At 34.1% G+C, this 16,421-nt stretch carries 13 protein-coding genes; 7 read left to right on the top strand and 6 right to left on the bottom strand.

Features of this window, described 5'->3' with window-relative positions; all coding sequences use genetic code 11:
• Positions 1 to 52: 52 nt before the first annotated feature.
• Positions 53 to 1,855, bottom strand: a complete 1,803-nt coding sequence (locus IRZ99_RS20160; RefSeq protein ID WP_194659183.1) for a lysophospholipid acyltransferase family protein — start codon at positions 1,853 to 1,855, stop codon at positions 53 to 55.
• A gap of 120 nt (positions 1,856 to 1,975) precedes the next feature.
• Here IRZ99_RS20160 and IRZ99_RS20165 point away from each other — a divergent pair, with 120 nt between their 5' ends.
• From IRZ99_RS20165 to IRZ99_RS20180, 4 genes are all read left to right on the top strand, one after another.
• A complete protein-coding gene (locus tag IRZ99_RS20165; protein WP_194659184.1) occupies positions 1,976 to 2,737 on the top strand; it encodes an exodeoxyribonuclease III in 762 nt (253 codons plus the stop codon).
• Positions 2,738 to 2,939: 202 nt separating this feature from the next.
• The gene (locus IRZ99_RS20170; protein ID WP_194659185.1) at positions 2,940 to 3,884 is read left to right on the top strand and encodes an OmpA family protein; all 945 of its coding nucleotides are present in this window, start codon (positions 2,940 to 2,942) and stop codon (positions 3,882 to 3,884) included.
• Between the two features lie 117 nt (positions 3,885 to 4,001).
• Entirely contained in the window at positions 4,002 to 4,253 is a 252-nt protein-coding gene (locus IRZ99_RS20175; protein WP_194659186.1) for a hypothetical protein, read from the top strand.
• Between the two features lie 440 nt (positions 4,254 to 4,693).
• Complete coding sequence (locus IRZ99_RS20180; RefSeq protein WP_194659187.1) at positions 4,694 to 5,731, top strand: aldo/keto reductase; 1,038 nt, start codon at positions 4,694 to 4,696, stop codon at positions 5,729 to 5,731.
• Positions 5,732 to 5,855: 124 nt separating this feature from the next.
• Here the strand turns inward: IRZ99_RS20180 and IRZ99_RS20185 are convergent, their stop codons facing one another.
• From IRZ99_RS20185 to panC, 5 genes are all read right to left on the bottom strand, one after another.
• Positions 5,856 to 7,820 (bottom strand): transglycosylase domain-containing protein, encoded by a 1,965-nt coding sequence (locus IRZ99_RS20185; protein ID WP_194659188.1) that lies wholly within the window; start codon positions 7,818 to 7,820, stop codon positions 5,856 to 5,858.
• Between the two features lie 19 nt (positions 7,821 to 7,839).
• Entirely contained in the window at positions 7,840 to 9,201 is a 1,362-nt protein-coding gene (gene radA / locus IRZ99_RS20190; protein ID WP_194659189.1) for a DNA repair protein RadA, read from the bottom strand.
• Positions 9,201 to 10,355, bottom strand: coding sequence for an alpha/beta hydrolase (locus IRZ99_RS20195; RefSeq protein ID WP_194659190.1), 1,155 nt, complete (start codon positions 10,353 to 10,355; stop codon positions 9,201 to 9,203). The genes radA and IRZ99_RS20195 overlap by 1 nt, the downstream gene beginning before the upstream one ends.
• Positions 10,356 to 10,556: 201 nt before the next feature.
• The gene (panD, locus tag IRZ99_RS20200; protein ID WP_026984155.1) at positions 10,557 to 10,907 is read right to left on the bottom strand and encodes an aspartate 1-decarboxylase; all 351 of its coding nucleotides are present in this window, start codon (positions 10,905 to 10,907) and stop codon (positions 10,557 to 10,559) included.
• Between the two features lie 14 nt (positions 10,908 to 10,921).
• Positions 10,922 to 11,800: a pantoate--beta-alanine ligase gene (panC, locus tag IRZ99_RS20205; protein WP_194659191.1), complete on the bottom strand. Its 879-nt coding sequence runs from the start codon at positions 11,798 to 11,800 to the stop codon at positions 10,922 to 10,924.
• Positions 11,801 to 11,878: 78 nt separating this feature from the next.
• Here panC and IRZ99_RS20210 point away from each other — a divergent pair, with 78 nt between their 5' ends.
• The 3 genes from IRZ99_RS20210 to glmS are packed head-to-tail and all read left to right on the top strand — an operon-like array spanning position 11,879 to position 16,156.
• Entirely contained in the window at positions 11,879 to 12,685 is an 807-nt protein-coding gene (locus tag IRZ99_RS20210) for a glycogen/starch synthase (protein ID WP_074660269.1), read from the top strand.
• A 21-nt stretch (positions 12,686 to 12,706) separates the two neighbouring features.
• On the top strand, positions 12,707 to 14,299 hold the full coding sequence (locus IRZ99_RS20215; protein ID WP_194659192.1) for a DUF4270 domain-containing protein: 1,593 nt from the start codon (positions 12,707 to 12,709) through the stop codon (positions 14,297 to 14,299).
• Between the two features lie 9 nt (positions 14,300 to 14,308).
• Positions 14,309 to 16,156 (top strand): glutamine--fructose-6-phosphate transaminase (isomerizing), encoded by a 1,848-nt coding sequence (gene glmS / locus IRZ99_RS20220; RefSeq protein WP_194659193.1) that lies wholly within the window; start codon positions 14,309 to 14,311, stop codon positions 16,154 to 16,156.
• Positions 16,157 to 16,421: the final 265 nt, after the last annotated feature.

Consider the following 16,421-nt stretch of genomic DNA (forward strand, 5'->3'; position numbering starts at 1 on the left):
AACCCGTTAGTATTACTTACTAACGGGTTTTTCTTTTTATATCGATTTGCAATTAATCTTCTTTCTCAGATAATTTGCGCTCTAATTCTATTTGAAATTCTTCAATAACAGGTTTCATTGTGCTTTCTGGAATATCGGCAATCCTGATGTACATTAAACCGTCAATTGCATTATTGAATAAAGGATCGACGTTGAAAGCTACAACACGCGCATTTTGCTTGATGTACTTTTTAATTAAAACAGGCAAACGTAAATTTCCTGGTTCTAATTCGTCAATGATTTTATCAAATTTATTTAAGTCTGATTCGGCTTCATCAAAAATAAAGTCTTTATCAGCATCTTTTAGTTTTACTTTATACGCTTTTTTCGGATGAATGTATTGCGCAATATAAGGATCGTAATAATTTGATTTCATGAACTCAATCATCAATGATTTAGAGAAATCCGAGAATTGATTACTGATACTTACACCTCCTAAAAGATATTTATGCTCTGGATAACGTAAAGTAGTATGAATAATACCTTTCCATAACAAGAATAAAGGCATTGGTTTTTGCTGATAATCTTTGATGATAAAAGCACGACCCATTTCAATTGATTTATGCATCATATCATGCAGTTCAGGTTCGAATCTAAACAAGTCATTCAGATAAAAACCTTCAATTCCATATTTAGGATAAATTTCAGAACCCAATCCCATACGGTAGGCACCAGCAATTTTTTTGGTTTCATCATCCCATAAAAACATATGGTGATAATACTGGTCAAATTTATCTAAATCGATAGATTCATTTGTCCCCTCGCCAACTTCACGGAAAGTAATTTCACGTAAACGACCAATTTCATGTAAAATATTCGGAACAGATTTAGCCGTAGCAAAAAACACTTCGTAATTTTTACTTTGCAGTAAACGGCAATCGCTGTTTCTTAAAGCATCAACTTCAGCAATCATTTTTGATTCGCTTGCTGGCGTTACAATTTTTTTAGGTGCTTTTGGTATTTTTAAGCTCGCAGTATCAATTAATTTGCTGTCCTTTTCAAAAGGATTCGCAAGCATATACGTTTTCTTTCTTAAGAATTCTGAATACTCTTCAAATGATTGAAGTTCATTTTGTTCGTTTACCGAGATCGGTTTACCAATACGAACTTTAATGACACGATCTTTTTGAGTTAACAATTCAGACGGCAATTTTGCAGTACGCAAAGTATCGTCGATTTTAGAAAGCCAGTAGAATAATTTGCTGTTTTTAGCGTGAAAATAAATCGGTACAACCGGAACTTTTGCTTTTCTGATTAACTTCAAAGCGCCTTCTTCCCAAGGTTTGTCAACTACCAATTTTCCATCTTTATAAGTGGAAACTTCTCCGGCCGGAAAAATTCCTAGCGGTTTTCCATCGCTTAAATGACGTAAAGTTTCTTTAATCCCCACCACGCTCGATTTAGCATCCTTATGATTTTCAAAAGGATTAACCGGCATGATATATTTTTTAAGCGGAACAATTCGGTGTAATAAAAAGTTGGCGATGATTTTGAAATTAGGCTCTCTCTCCAACATTAATTTCAAAAGTAATATACCATCAATCCCTCCAAGCGGATGATTTGAGATGGTAATATAGGCACCGTCCTTAGGTAAACGTTTCAAATCTTCTTCAGGAATTTCGAATTTAATCTCCATCTCATCCAAAATACCGTTCAAAAACGCAACATCCTCTAAGTGTTTATTGTGATCGTAAATTTTATTAAGGGTAGAGATCTTAAGAACCTTCATAAGAATCCAGCCAGAAAAAGTACCGAAAACTCCGTACTTATCAACATTTATTGCCTTTGCAACTTCTTTCGCGGTAACTAAACCCATGTACTATTTTTAATTTATTAGAGCAGCGAACAAAGATAACAAAAAACTCTACTTTTCGTTGATTCAAACGCAAACTTTCCACTTTTTTATTACATTTGGAATCCTAAAAAAAATAGACTGATGAAAATTATTTCTTATAATGTTAACGGAATTCGTGCAGCAATTACTAAAGGTTTTATCGAATGGCTGCAGCAGGCGAACCCTGATGTAATTTGCCTTCAGGAAATAAAAGCGACTCAGGAACAAATTCCGGTCGACGATATCACGGCGGCGGGCTATCCGTTTCAATATTATTATCCGGCAACAAAAAAAGGATATAGCGGAGTTGCAATACTTTCTAAAATAAAACCCAACAATGTCGTTTTCGGAACCGGAATTCATCACATGGATTTTGAAGGTCGTAACCTTCGTGCCGATTTTGATGATTGTTCTGTAATGAGTTTATACCTTCCGTCAGGAACAAATATTGAAAGATTAGATCATAAATTTATGTTTATGGATGACTTTCAAAACTATATCAACGAATTAAAAGTAACCATTCCGAATCTGATAATTTGCGGTGATTATAATATTTGCCACGAAGCAATCGACATTCATGACCCGGTTCGTAATAAAACAGTTTCCGGATTTTTACCTCAGGAACGCGCCTGGCTTGATGCTTTTATGAAATCTGGATTTATTGATAGTTTCCGTCATTTCAACAAAGATCCGCATCATTATTCGTGGTGGAGTTACCGTGCCGGAGCCCGCGGAAATAACAAAGGCTGGCGCATCGATTACAATTTAGTGAGCGATTCAATGGAGCACAGATTAAAGCGTGCTGTAATTCTTCCAGATGCCGTTCATTCAGATCATTGCCCGGTATTAGTCGAAATTGAATAAAGTTTGGTATTGTTCTTGTTGAGAGAATAGCGGTTTAAAGCGAGTTTTTGGAATTTCAACGAGCTGTTTCCTGCTGTCCTTCCAAATCTTTTATGGTGAACCCCACCATAAAAGGATTTTCCCTCCCATCAGGGCTAGGGGTCTCCGTTAAACAAGAAATTTCGAATTTATTAATACCCTCCAAATAAAAACAGAAAGTAAAATGATTAAAAAGGCCTCAGTCGGATTACTAGTTGTAGCCATGTCTATGACTTCATGTGTGTCCAAGAAAATTTACAACGATCTTGAAAGCAAATATTCAGATCTTAAAAAAGAAAATCGCTCCATCGCTGATGAAAATGCAGAATTGCAAAAATCAAAAAATCAGTTAGAATTAGATCGTGATAAACTAACTAAAGATTTAGCCAGCACAAAAGACGATCTTGCAAAACAAAAAGCAGATTTAGCTGCCGAGCAAAAGAAATACAAAGTATTACAGGATTCTTATAATGCGTTAGAGAAAAACAGCAACGATGCATTAGAAAGTAACATGGCTAAAAACCGTGAATTGTTGGCGCAATTAGAAGCAAAATCTAAAAAATTAGCCGAAGAACAAGCGCGTTTAGATAAAACAGCAAGTCGCCTAAACGAATTGGAGGCGATGATTGCTGCCAAAGAAGCGGCAATGAAAAAACTGAAAGAAACGTTATCTAAAGCCTTAAATGGTTTTGAAGGAAAAGGTTTGACAGTAGAACAGAAAAACGGAAAAGTATATGTTTCTATGGAAAACAAATTACTTTTTAACTCAGGAAGCTGGGCTGTTGGTGTTGAAGGAAGAAAAGCGGTTGTTGAATTAGGAAAAGTATTAGGAGACAATCCAGATCTTTCTGTTCTTATTGAAGGACATACAGATGATGATCCATACGCAGGTTCAGGACCAATTGCAAACAATTGGGATTTATCAACTAAAAGAGCAACTGCAATTGTAAATATTTTAAGTGAAAACACTAAAATCAACAAACAAAAATTAACTGCTGCTGGTCGTAGTGAATTTTCTCCATTGGCAAGCAACGCAACTCCGGAAGGAAAAGCTAAAAACAGAAGAATCGAAATCATCTTGACACCAAGATTAGATGAGATTGCTGAGATGCTTAATAGTATAAATTAAGGTACAGAGGTTCAAAGATGCAAAGGCTCAGAGTTTTTAACTTTGGGCCTTTTTTGATTTCTATAATGAAATTTACTTTCTTATTATTTTGTAACTTTGAAATTCTAAATCATAATTATGGGACTTCCGGAATTAAAAGATAAAATAAGAAATCAGTTGGATTTAGCCGATGAAAGAGTTTTGCGAATTGTTTCTTCTGTTTTTGACAATTATTTGAATGAAGTTGTTTCGTATGATTCAGAAGGAAATCCTTTGACACTATCGGAATATCATAATAGAGTTGAAGAAGGTTTGGAGGATATAAAATACAATCGAATAATTTCAAAAGAAGATTTGTCGAAAGAAATGCAAGATTGGGATAATGAGTAATGCTAAATTCGAAATTTTTTGGACAGCAAATGCAAAAGAAGATTTAAAAGAAATTTATATTTCATTAAAAAATAAAATCTCAAAGAAACAGCACTTAGAATTAGAGATGAATTGTTTAATTGTGCAGATGAGATTGTTTTTGCAGAACGTTTCAATTAGATGAATACAGATTAGATTGTAGACGAATTATAATAAGAAATTTTAAAGTTCTTTATCAAATTCAGGAAAGTTCAATTTTTGTGGTTAGGGTATTCAATTCGTTTCAAAACCCCATCAAAAGTTTAAAATAATTTAAAGGCTCAGAGTTTTTAACTTTGGGCCTTTTTACTTTTTTGAAAGGTCCAAAACCTTATTCTTTTTTTAACTTCTGTAGAATTTTCATTTGAATATTACCTTTGTACCTTTGAACCTCTGCAACTTTGAACCTTAAAAAGAAAAAAATGATCTACACCACTTTACCCAACACCGATATAAAAGTTAGTAAAATATGTCTGGGAACAATGACTTTCGGACAACAAAATACAGAAGCAGAAGGCCATGCTCAAATGGATTATGCACTTGAAAGAGGTGTGAACTTTTTTGACACTGCCGAAATGTATTCGGTTCCGGCGAGTGAAGCGACTTATGGAAGTACAGAGAAAATTGTTGGAAGCTGGTTTAAGAAATCAGGAAACCGTGAAAAAGTGGTATTAGCTTCAAAAATTGCGGGTCCAAATGCAAATTTTGGCTATATGCGCGAAAAATTAGATTTCTCTCCTGCAAGTATTAAATATGCTGTAGAAAATAGCTTAAAACGCCTTCAAACGGATTATATAGATTTATATCAGATGCATTGGCCGGAACGCAAAACTAATACTTTTGGACAACGTGCTTTTAAAGTTCAAAGTGACCCTTGGGAAGATAATTTCAGAGAAGTTCTTGAAACTTTTGATGGATTGATCAAAGAAGGAAAAATAAAACATATTGGTGTTTCTAATGAAAATGCGTGGGGAATGATGCGTTTTCTGGAAGAAAGTAAATATCAAAACTTGCCGAGAATTAAAACAATTCAAAATCCTTATAACTTATTAAACCGCCTTTTTGAGGTTGGTTCTGCCGAAGTTTCGATGCATGAAAATGTTGGTTTATTAGGATATTCGCCATTAGGATTTGGAACTTTGACAGGTAAATTTTTAACTGGAGAAGAACATCCAAATGCGAGAATCAAGCTTTTCCCGCAATATACGCGTTACGCTAGCGAGCAATGTACACAAGCAACAAAATTGTATCAGGAAATTGCTAAAAAACACGGATTAACATTGACAGAATTGGCAATGGGTTTTGTGTTGCAACAGCCTTTTCTAACCAGTGCCATTATTGGCGCTACAACATTGGAACAATTAAAAGAAAATATTGATACAATTGATATCGTGCTTTCTAAAGAAATCTTAAATGAGATTGAGAAAGTTCAGGCTATTATTCCTGATCCTGCTCCTTAAGAAATTATTGCCACGAAGTCACGAAGTCGCAAAGTTTTTTATTTAAAAATGAAAAACTTTGCGACTTCTTCGCTTTTATGATTAAAATAAATACTTTGTGTCTTAGTGCCTTCGTGGCAAATCTTTAAAGATCAAATTCATCATCCGTCGCCAACGAATCAACAGGAACAACAGTTGAATCCGGTGCTTTAATTCGGATTAAAGAACGGGCGTTTCCAGAAATGTAAACGGGCAACTGCCCAATTGTATCTTCAGGAATTAAAAGCCCTCTTCTAAACATTAAGTTCTTTAAGAATTTCTGATTCTTTAAAGCATAATCTTTCAAATTTCCTTGTTCATTAAATTGATACATGAACTTTCGAGGCTTTGGAATGATAGTGGCCAAATACAAGCATTCGTCTACATTTAAAGCAGAAGGAGGTTTTTGGAAATAGAAATGACTCGCTTCGCCAATTCCGTATACATTTGGTCCCCATTCAATAATATTGAAATATACTTCCAACATTCTTTCTTTGCTGACAATTCGATTATTTTCTAAAATATAAACCAATAAAATTTCTTCCAACTTTCTCGAAACTGTTTTTTCACGAGTTAGAAAAACGTTTTTAATTAACTGCATGCTGATTGTGCTCGCGCCGCGTGAGAATTTTTTGGTTCGGATATTCTTAAGAATCGATTGTTTGAAAGCTTCATTTATAAATCCGCGATGCGAAAAGAACGACGGATCTTCTGTTGTCAAAACCGATTTTCTTAAATAAGGTGAAATCTGGTCTAAAGGCGTGTAATTCGGATTGGCATTTCCAACTAAAATCGGACGCTGTAAAACGTTTTGAATAATGGCACGATAAACAAATTCTCCATTTAATTTGTTCAGATTAGCTTCTCCGTATTTTGTGATTCTTAAATCTTCTTTATTCATTTTGCTGTCAAAAACCAGCGTGTTCGGTTTGTTTTTGTTGAATTTGAAATCCAATTTATAATCGAAATTTCCCGTTGCTTCCATTCCCTGAAAATGGGTAAACAATCCGTCGGGCAAGGAAACAATAAAATCCTGCGCCTTCATTTTCGGAATAGTAACTTTCAAAGTATAGACTGTATCTTTTTCTGTGTTATATGAAACGTATGGTTTTACTTTTATTTTGTTCAATTGCATGGTCGAAGTGCTGTCAATTGAAATAAAATCATCTCCCAATAAAAAGCGATAATCAAAACGGGCATTTTTGATCACAACATCTTTGCTGGCAATTTTTGGATGATTGATTTTTAAATTGGTAATCGAAGTATAACCGTCAATGTGTAATTCGCTTCCGTCTTTATCTATATTTTCAACATTCAAACGAATAGAATCAAAACTTGCTTTAAGATTGTATCGTTCATCCAAATACGGAACGCGAATGGCACCGGTATCCAGGTTAAAGAATCTGATATCTGCTTTTTTGTTTCTTGGATCTGCAAAACCTTTTATGTTCCAGCGCTGATCAAAATCCTTGCTTTGCACATGAAGATTGGTTTCGAGTTGTTTGTTGTCTAAAACAAGTTTATTAATAGCAATAGAGGCTTTTTTACCATTATCATCAATTCTGAAATTCAGATTTTCCAGCTTCATGTCGGTCGGAACCAAATTCAGTAATTGTGAAATGATGCGATAAGCAAAAGTGGCATATTTGCGTTTTTCGTTAGTGTCCGACTCTGATTTATCTCTTTTCAGGAATGCATCAAAATTTCGAACTTTTCCCTTTTTTACAAATTGCACATAACCATTGTTAATTTTCAAAGTTCCAACCTGAACATCGCCAATTAATAAATTAGACAAGCTGATACTGGTTTCAATTTTATGAATGTGAAAAAGTGTGTCTGCATTTTTTGGAACTAAAATAACATCTGATAATTTAATGGTAGACAAGCCATCAAACGAAGCCGACTTTACTGAAAAAGTACTGTTATAATCGACATTCATTTTGTGAGTTACTTTGGCAATAGCTTGTTTTAAAAGCGAATTACGAAAAAAGTAAAGTCCTGAAAAAAGCACTGCTAATACCAGGGCAAGTATTAAGAGTGCTTTATATATTTTTTGTTTTGGAAAATTCATAAAGTAGGTTTATAAAAAATTAACCAAATAAAATACTGGCTACATCTTCAATTTTGGCCACAAGCTCAATTTTGATTCCGGTATTTTTTAAGGCGATTTTATTGTACTTGGATACAAAGATAGTATTGAATCCTAATTTTTCAGCTTCCTGAATGCGTTGATCGACGCGATTTACAGGACGAATTTCGCCAGAAAGTCCAACTTCGCCGGCGAAACAGAACCCTTTAGTTACCGGAATATCTTCATTTGAGGATAAAATAGCAGCAACAACGGCTAAATCAATTGCGGGATCATCTACTGAAATTCCCCCAGTTACGTTTAGAAAAACGTCTTTGGCGCCTAAACGAAATCCGGCTCTTTTTTCTAAAACAGCCAAAATCATGTTTAGTCTTTTGGCATTATAACCCGTTGTGCTTCGTTGCGGAGTTCCGTAAACTGCCGTACTTACAAGCGATTGAATTTCGATCATTAACGGACGCATGCCTTCCATTGTAGTAGCAATCGCAGTTCCGGACATTTCTTCATCTTTATGCGAAATCAATATTTCAGAAGGATTACTTACTTCGCGTAAACCACTTCCTAACATCTCATAAATTCCCAGTTCGGCAGTTGAGCCAAAACGGTTTTTTAAAGAACGTAGTATACGGTAAACGTGATTTCGGTCGCCTTCAAACTGCAAAACGGTATCGACCATGTGTTCCAGAATCTTTGGTCCGGCAATATTTCCGTCTTTCGTAATATGCCCGATTAAAATAACCGGAATATTGGTTTCTTTGGCAAATTTGATTAACTCAGCAGTAGTTTCTCTAATTTGAGATATACTTCCGGCAGTTGATTCAATATAATCCGTATGTAAAGTCTGAATCGAGTCGATAATGACTATTTCAGGCTGAATGGCTTCAATTTGTTTGAATATATTCTGCGTTTTGGTTTCTGTTAGAATATAGCAATTGTCGCTGTTTGGCGTGATTCTTTCGGCGCGCATTTTTATCTGCTTCTGACTTTCTTCACCAGAAACATATAAAGTTTTATAAGGTAGTTTTAATGAAATTTGAAGCAAAAGTGTACTTTTTCCTATTCCCGGTTCACCTCCTAAAAGCGTCAAAGATCCCGGAACAATTCCGCCACCTAAAACACGATTCAATTCACCATCAGTTGTATCCATTCGGATTTCCTGAGCCGAATCAATTTCGTTAATTTTTAAAGGACGAGGAGCTTTGGTGTTAGAAGTTGGTTCGCTTTTCCAGGCGACTTTTTCCTGCTTCTGAATGATTTCTTCGGCAATAGTATTCCATTCTTTACAGGCATTGCATTGCCCTTGCCATTTGGCATATTGAGTTCCGCAGTTCTGACAAAAAAAGGAAGTTTTAACTTTTGACATTATTTGGTTTTTTTGGCAAGTGTATTCATTTCATCAATTTTCTCATACATCAAATCCTTGTTTAAGTCACCAATTGGTTCCATTTGCGAAGCATTTTGATATTTTTTTGAAGCATGCTTCGGATCTCCCATTTTCTCATACATCAAACCTAATTCATATTCTCCCAACATCGCTTTTGGATAATTTACATTTCCAATTTCGGCCATCTTTCCTAATTCATCGTAAGCGTTCTTTTTTAAGATAAGAGTCTCTATAATTTTGAAATCACTAATTCTTACCGGAATTTGAACTCCTAAAACTTTAGACATGACATTATATTTATTCTCCAGATAATCGGCATAACCTGATTCAAGAACAGCGATTTTGTCATTGTATTCTGCAGAATTTATAGGTCTGTAAACTTCAAAAATTTGATATAAAGCACTCGGGATGGCATGTAATACCTGAGTGTAATGTGTTGTTCCTTTGAATAGATCATATTTATAATTTACTAACGGATTATTAGCAATTTTAATATTGCTGTCTAATTTTTCAATTGGTTCTTTAATTTTTTTATTGTCTCCATCAGCTGCAGATAGATAGTAAAATAAAGGCTCGGTCACTTTAGCAAATTTTTCAGGAACCCTAACTTCCATTTTATTGGCAAGTTCAGGACTGAAAGAGATGTAGGCATTAAAAAGAGGTTGTTCCTTATATAAATAGAAATTAATGAAACTTGCAGTTACATCATGTCCTGCAATAATTCTAAAAGGCGCTGTTCGGTATTTTTTTTCAATGTAAGGAAGTAATTCGGCACCTATAAATTCATAAAATTCTGCTCCTTTTTCAAAAGGAAGTCCAGTATTCTGATCAATTGTTGTGTCGTCTTCGCGTTCATCATTTTTATTCTGATGCACGCCGATGATAATCATTTCAGGTATATCTCCCCAGTAATTACCGTAACTTATAGCTCCGGAGAAAGGATCAAATAAATAATCGCCGTCTAATAGATACAGAACAGGATATTTTTTTTCAGGATTAGCTTCGTAAGAAGCAGGAAGTCCGATGGTTATTCTTCTTTCTTCTCCCAATTTTTCAGATTGAATGTTATCAAATTTTTTCTGGGCAAATGAAGAAATTGACACTAAAATAAACAGTAGGTAGGCTTTTTTCATGATTTGTGGCATTTCAGTAAATTAAAAAGTATTGAAATAAGGTAGCAATATAATACTTTATTTGCTTTTTTCTTACAGCAGGATTTTAAAAAGCTAGGAACTTTTGGGCTGGAATCTGTTTGATTTTAGGCCAAAGAAATAGTGTTTGTACAAAAATAAATTTTGACAAATAATTGGGAAGATAAAGTGTAAAAGGGTTACTTAGGTTAACGAATTATCGTTTTCATTAGGGAAAATGATCCATGGTTTGAAGGTTTTGGCTTCTTCAAAATCCAGGGTAGCATATGATATAATGATAATAATGTCGTCTTTCTGAACTTTTCTTGCTGCAGGACCATTCAGTGTAATATCTCCTGAATTTTTTTCTCCTTTAATAGCATAAGTTTCAAAACGTTCGCCATTATTGATATTTACAATAGATACTTTTTCACCTTCAATAATATTTGAGGCTTCCAGTAATGTTTCGTCAATAGTAATACTGCCGATATAATTTAAATCAGCTCCAGTTACTTTTACACGATGAATTTTAGATTTTATAACTTGAATTTGCATGCTGCAAAGGTAAATTAATTTAATGAAATGGTGTCAATCAGTCTTATAGAATTAACAAATACTGCTATAAACGCGCGGTAATTTTTGTCTTTACTTTTGTTTTCTATAGGTAATAATGTTGATTCGTCAGCAATAACGAAATATTCAAGGTCGAACCTTGGGTTGTCTTTGAAGGAATTTTCTACAAATTCTATCGTTTCTTCAGGACTTTTGGTTTTGAATATTTCTTTTGCTTCCGTCAAAGTTTTATAAATAATAGACGCTTCCTTTCGTTCTTCAGCAGTTAAGCGTTCATTACGAGAACTCATAGCTAACTGATTATCTTCTCTAAATATGGGACAGCCAACAACATTTACCGGCAAATGATTTTTTTCAACCATCTTTTTAACGATTTGCAATTGCTGAAAATCTTTTTCACCAAAATAAGCATTGGTTGGGGTAACAATTTCAAATAATCTTTTTACAATAGTTCCAACTCCGTTAAAATGCCCGGGTCTAAATTTTCCTTCCATTTGATTTTCCAGTCCGTCAAAATCAAAATCCTGAGATATTGTTTTTCCTTCGTAAATATCTTCCACAGAAGGAGCGTATAAAATCATTTTGTCACTTAAACCTCGCATTTTTTTAACGTCTTCTTCAAGGGTTCTTGGGTATTTTGCAAGATCTTCAGGATTGTTGAATTGGGTAGGATTTACGAAAATACTAACAACAGTATCATCGTTTTCTTTAAGAGATCGTTGCATTAAAGCCAGATGCCCTTGATGTAAAGCGCCCATTGTTGGTACAAATCCGATAGTTGAATTTGTGGTTTTGATAGTTTTTAAATAGGCTATCAAAGCTACTTTACCGTAGAAAATATGCATGGCGGTATTATTAAAATTTAGTGCAAACATAATATATTAGTTATAAACTGCATAAATTTTTGTAATTTTGCAACGTTTTTATTACCAAAAATTAAGTAAAATACTATTATGAAAGATAAGAGGATATTATATGTATCATCTGAAGTCGTGCCTTATTTGGCTGAAAATGAGGTTTCTTTAATGTCTTATGACGTTCCAAAAATGATTAACGATCAAGGAGGTCAGATAAGAATTTTCATGCCAAGATATGGAAATATCAATGAAAGAAGACACCAGTTACACGAAGTAATTAGACTTTCAGGAATGAATTTGGTAGTGAATGACTTAGATATGCCATTGATTATTAAAGTAGCTTCAATTCCGAAAGAAAGAATTCAGGTTTATTTTATCGATAATGATGAATATTTTAAGCGTAAAGCAACTTTTGCTGACGAAGAGGGAGTTTTGTATCCTGATAATGACGAAAGAGCAATATTTTTTGCAAAAGGAGTTGTTGAAACGGTAAAAAAATTAAATTGGGTTCCGGATATTATTCACGTTCATGGCTGGTTGGCTGCTATGCTGCCAATTTACATGAAACATTATTATAAAAACGAAGCGTTGTTTTCTGAAACTAAAATCGTAACATCTGTTTACGGACAATCTTTTGATGAGAATTTAGATTTAGAAATGATCAACAAGGTGAAATTTGACGGTGTTCCGCATGAGTCGGTTGCCGATTTGGAAACGCCTAATTATGAAAATATCTTAAAGGCCAGCATATTGCATTCTGATGCCGTTATTATAGCGTCTGAAAACGTATCCCCAAGTTTAACAAAATTTATAGAATCTTCAGGAAAACCTTTTTTACCTTTCGCCACGAAAGATGCATTCGCTGAAGCGTATACAAATTTCTATAAAAGTATGGGTCTTTAAATTTTAACTTTATTATTAAACATGTATAATACTTCTTTTATTAAGAAAATTCTATTAGTTGCAACAGTTGTTCTTTTATATTCTTGCGATAAAGATTTTAATGCGATTGGTGATGATTTGATCGGAGATAATCATTTTGGGCTTGAAGGTGAAAAATATGATGTATTAGCTTACAACCAGGAAGTAACGCCAGTGCAGTCAAATGGATTAGCAATTAACGGTTTAGGTATTTATGATAATCCTGTTTTGGGAACTACAAATGGTAATTTTGTTACTCAGCTTACATTGGCTGCTTACGCACCAACTATTGGGGAAGAGGCAGTTATTGATAGCGTTACTTTAAGTGTTCCTTATTTTAAGCATATAAAAAATTCAAATTCAGACGGTAGTACAACATATGAGTTAGATTCTATTTATGGGTCAACAAATGGTAAACTTAAATTGAGTGTTTACGAATCTGGTATTCAAATGAGAACTTCTTATTTTGATAGCGGATCCCAATTGGCTCAATTGTATTATACGGATCAAAATGCGGATTTTGATAATTTTAAAAAAGGTGAGCGCTTAAATGACGACAACGAAAAAGATTTTCGACAAAATGATAAATTCTTTTTTAGTTCTGCAGAGATTGTGCTAAAAGCTAAAGATGATGCAGGTAAGGAAACAACGACCAGAGTTGCGCCTGAAATGCATCTGAAATTAAATAAAGCTTTTTTTCAGGACAAAATTTTAGGAGCGCCAGCTGCAAAACTTGCAAATGCTGATGCTTTTCAGGAATATTTTAGAGGATTGTACTTTAAAGTAGAAAAATCTGACGGTAGTCCTAGTAATATGGCACTTTTAGATTTTTCGAAAGGTAAAATAACAATTAATTATAAAGCTAAAACAGCAAGTACTACTGATGCAGCAACTGCTAAAGAAAATAAGTCTCTTGAAATTAGTTTAGGTGGAGGAGCTACAGCTAGTTTGTTGAATGATGCTAAAAATGCCAATTATGCAAATGCAATAAATCCGGCGAATGTCAATAAAACTCTTGGAGATGAAACTCTTTATTTAAAAGGAGGGCAGGGATCGCTTGCTGTTATTGATCTTTCAGATTTTGGTACAAAGTTGGCCGAAATCAGGGAAAATAAGTGGATGGTTAACGAAGCTAATTTGGTGTTTTATGTAGATGCTACTAAAATGACCGGTGCTGATGAGCCAAAGAGAGTGTACTTGTATGATTTAACAAATAATGTTCCGGTAATTGATTATGCTGATGGAACTAGCGGATTTTTAGGTAGTGATTCTAAAACAACAAGATATGTTTTTGGTGGAATACTAGACGTCGATGCTTCTACTAAACGTGGAAAATCATATAAGGTTAGAATTACAAATCATATTAGAAATCTTATAAAAGATGCTACTGCTACTAATGTTAAGTTAGGTTTAGTTGTGACTGAAGATATAAGTATTTTTGCTTCAAATAAACTTAAGTTAAAGAACGATGTTATTTCAGAAGCACCAAAAGGATCAGTTACTAGTCCTTTAGGAACAATTTTGTATGGAAGTAAAGCATCTGTACCGGAAGCGCAAAGACTAAGGCTTGAAGTTTACTACACGAAACCAAATTAATAAATATATATGTGTGGAATTGTTGGATATATCGGCCATCGAGAGGCGTATCCTATTGTTATAAAAGGATTAAAGCGGCTCGAATACAGAGGATATGACAGTGCAGGTGTTATGTTGTATGATGACTCAGGCGTCAAACTTTGTAAAACAAAAGGTAAAGTTTCGGATCTTGAAGCTAAGGCAAAAGACGATTTTACAACTAATGGAACTATTGGAATTGGGCATACCCGTTGGGCAACCCATGGAGTTCCGAATGATGTAAATTCACATCCGCATCTTTCTAATTCTGGTGAATTAGTGATTATTCACAACGGAATTATAGAAAATTACTCACCTCTTAAAGAGGAATTAATAAAAAGAGGTTACACTTTCAAATCTGATACCGATACTGAAGTTTTAGTGAATTTGATTGAAGAAGTTCAAAAAAACGAAGGTATAAAATTAGGTAAAGCAGTGCAAATTGCGTTGAATCAGGTTGTAGGAGCGTATGCTATTGCAGTTTTTGATAAAAAAAATCCTAACGAAATTGTCGCTGCGAGATTAGGAAGTCCTTTGGCGATTGGTGTAGGAGAAGGAGAGTATTTTATTGCTTCAGATGCTTCGCCTTTTATTGAGTATACGTCAAATGCGATTTATCTTGAAGATGGTGAAATGGCAAATATTAGATTGCACAAGCCTCTTAAAGTTAGAAAAATTAAAGATGACTCTTTGGTAGATCCTTATATTCAGGAACTTCAAATGAATTTGGAGCAAATTGAAAAAGGAGGTTATGATCATTTCATGTTGAAAGAGATTTACGAACAACCAAGCGTTATTAAAGATACTTACAGAGGAAGACTTCATGCAAATGAGGGAATTGTTCAAATGGCAGGTGTTGAAGATAATCTTGAAAAATTTCTGAATGCTAAACGAATTCTGATTGTTGCTTGTGGTACTTCATGGCATGCAGGTTTGGTAGCAGAATATATTTTTGAAGAGTTTACACGTATTCCTGTAGAAGTAGAATATGCTTCTGAATTCAGATATAGAAACCCAATCATAAATAAAGATGATGTTGTAATTGCTATTTCTCAATCTGGAGAAACTGCAGATACAATGGCGGCTATTAAATTGGCTAAAGAAAACGGAGCTTTTGTTTTTGGTGTTTGTAATGTTGTAGGTTCTTCTATTTCAAGAGAAAGTCATGCTGGTGCTTATACACACGCTGGTCCGGAAATTGGAGTAGCGTCAACTAAAGCTTTCACCACTCAAATCACAGTTTTAACTATGATTGCGCTGAGATTAGGAAAAGCGAAAGGAACATTGTCAAATCCTGATTTTCATGCATATTTGCAAGAATTAGAATTGATTCCTGAAAAAGTTGCCGAGGCTTTAGAGACAAATGATAGGGCAAAAGAAATTGCAGCTGCTTTTAAAGATGCACCAAACTGCTTGTATTTAGGACGTGGATATAACTTCCCCGTTGCGCTTGAAGGAGCATTGAAGTTAAAAGAGATATCTTATATTCATGCTGAAGGTTATCCTGCTGCTGAAATGAAACACGGACCAATTGCTTTAATTGATGAGCATATGCCGGTTATTGTAATTGCACCTAAACAAGGTCATTACGATAAAATTGTTAGTAATATCCAGGAAATTAAATCAAGAAGCGGTAAAATTATTGCTGTAGTTACTAAAGGTGATACGCAAGTGCGCGAATTAGCTGATTATGTAATTGAGATTCCAGAAACGTCAGATGCATTGTCTCCGCTAATTACTACTATACCATTGCAATTGCTTTCTTATTACATTGCAGTGATGAGAGGTTGTAATGTTGATCAACCACGTAATTTGGCAAAATCTGTTACTGTAGAATAATATCTACTTATATAATATGTTAAAAAAGCGAGATTTATGTCTCGCTTTTTTTTATTATCATATTTTTTTTCTTTACCTACTATTTTTATTATATCCTCAATTTTTCTCTTAAATTTTATATGTATGCATACTATTTGAGTTTTGAAAAGCTTTGTTGTTGCTGTTAATTTAATAAAATGCATTATGGAAAAGTTAAAATAGTTACTAAAAAGATGCGTTATATTAATTTTTTTTAACGTTTTTTTATTAATCTCAAAAATATTTG

Origin of the sequence: Flavobacterium sp. LC2016-12, assembly GCF_015351595.1 — a bacterium.
In the GTDB taxonomy this organism is placed as follows: domain Bacteria; phylum Bacteroidota; class Bacteroidia; order Flavobacteriales; family Flavobacteriaceae; genus Flavobacterium.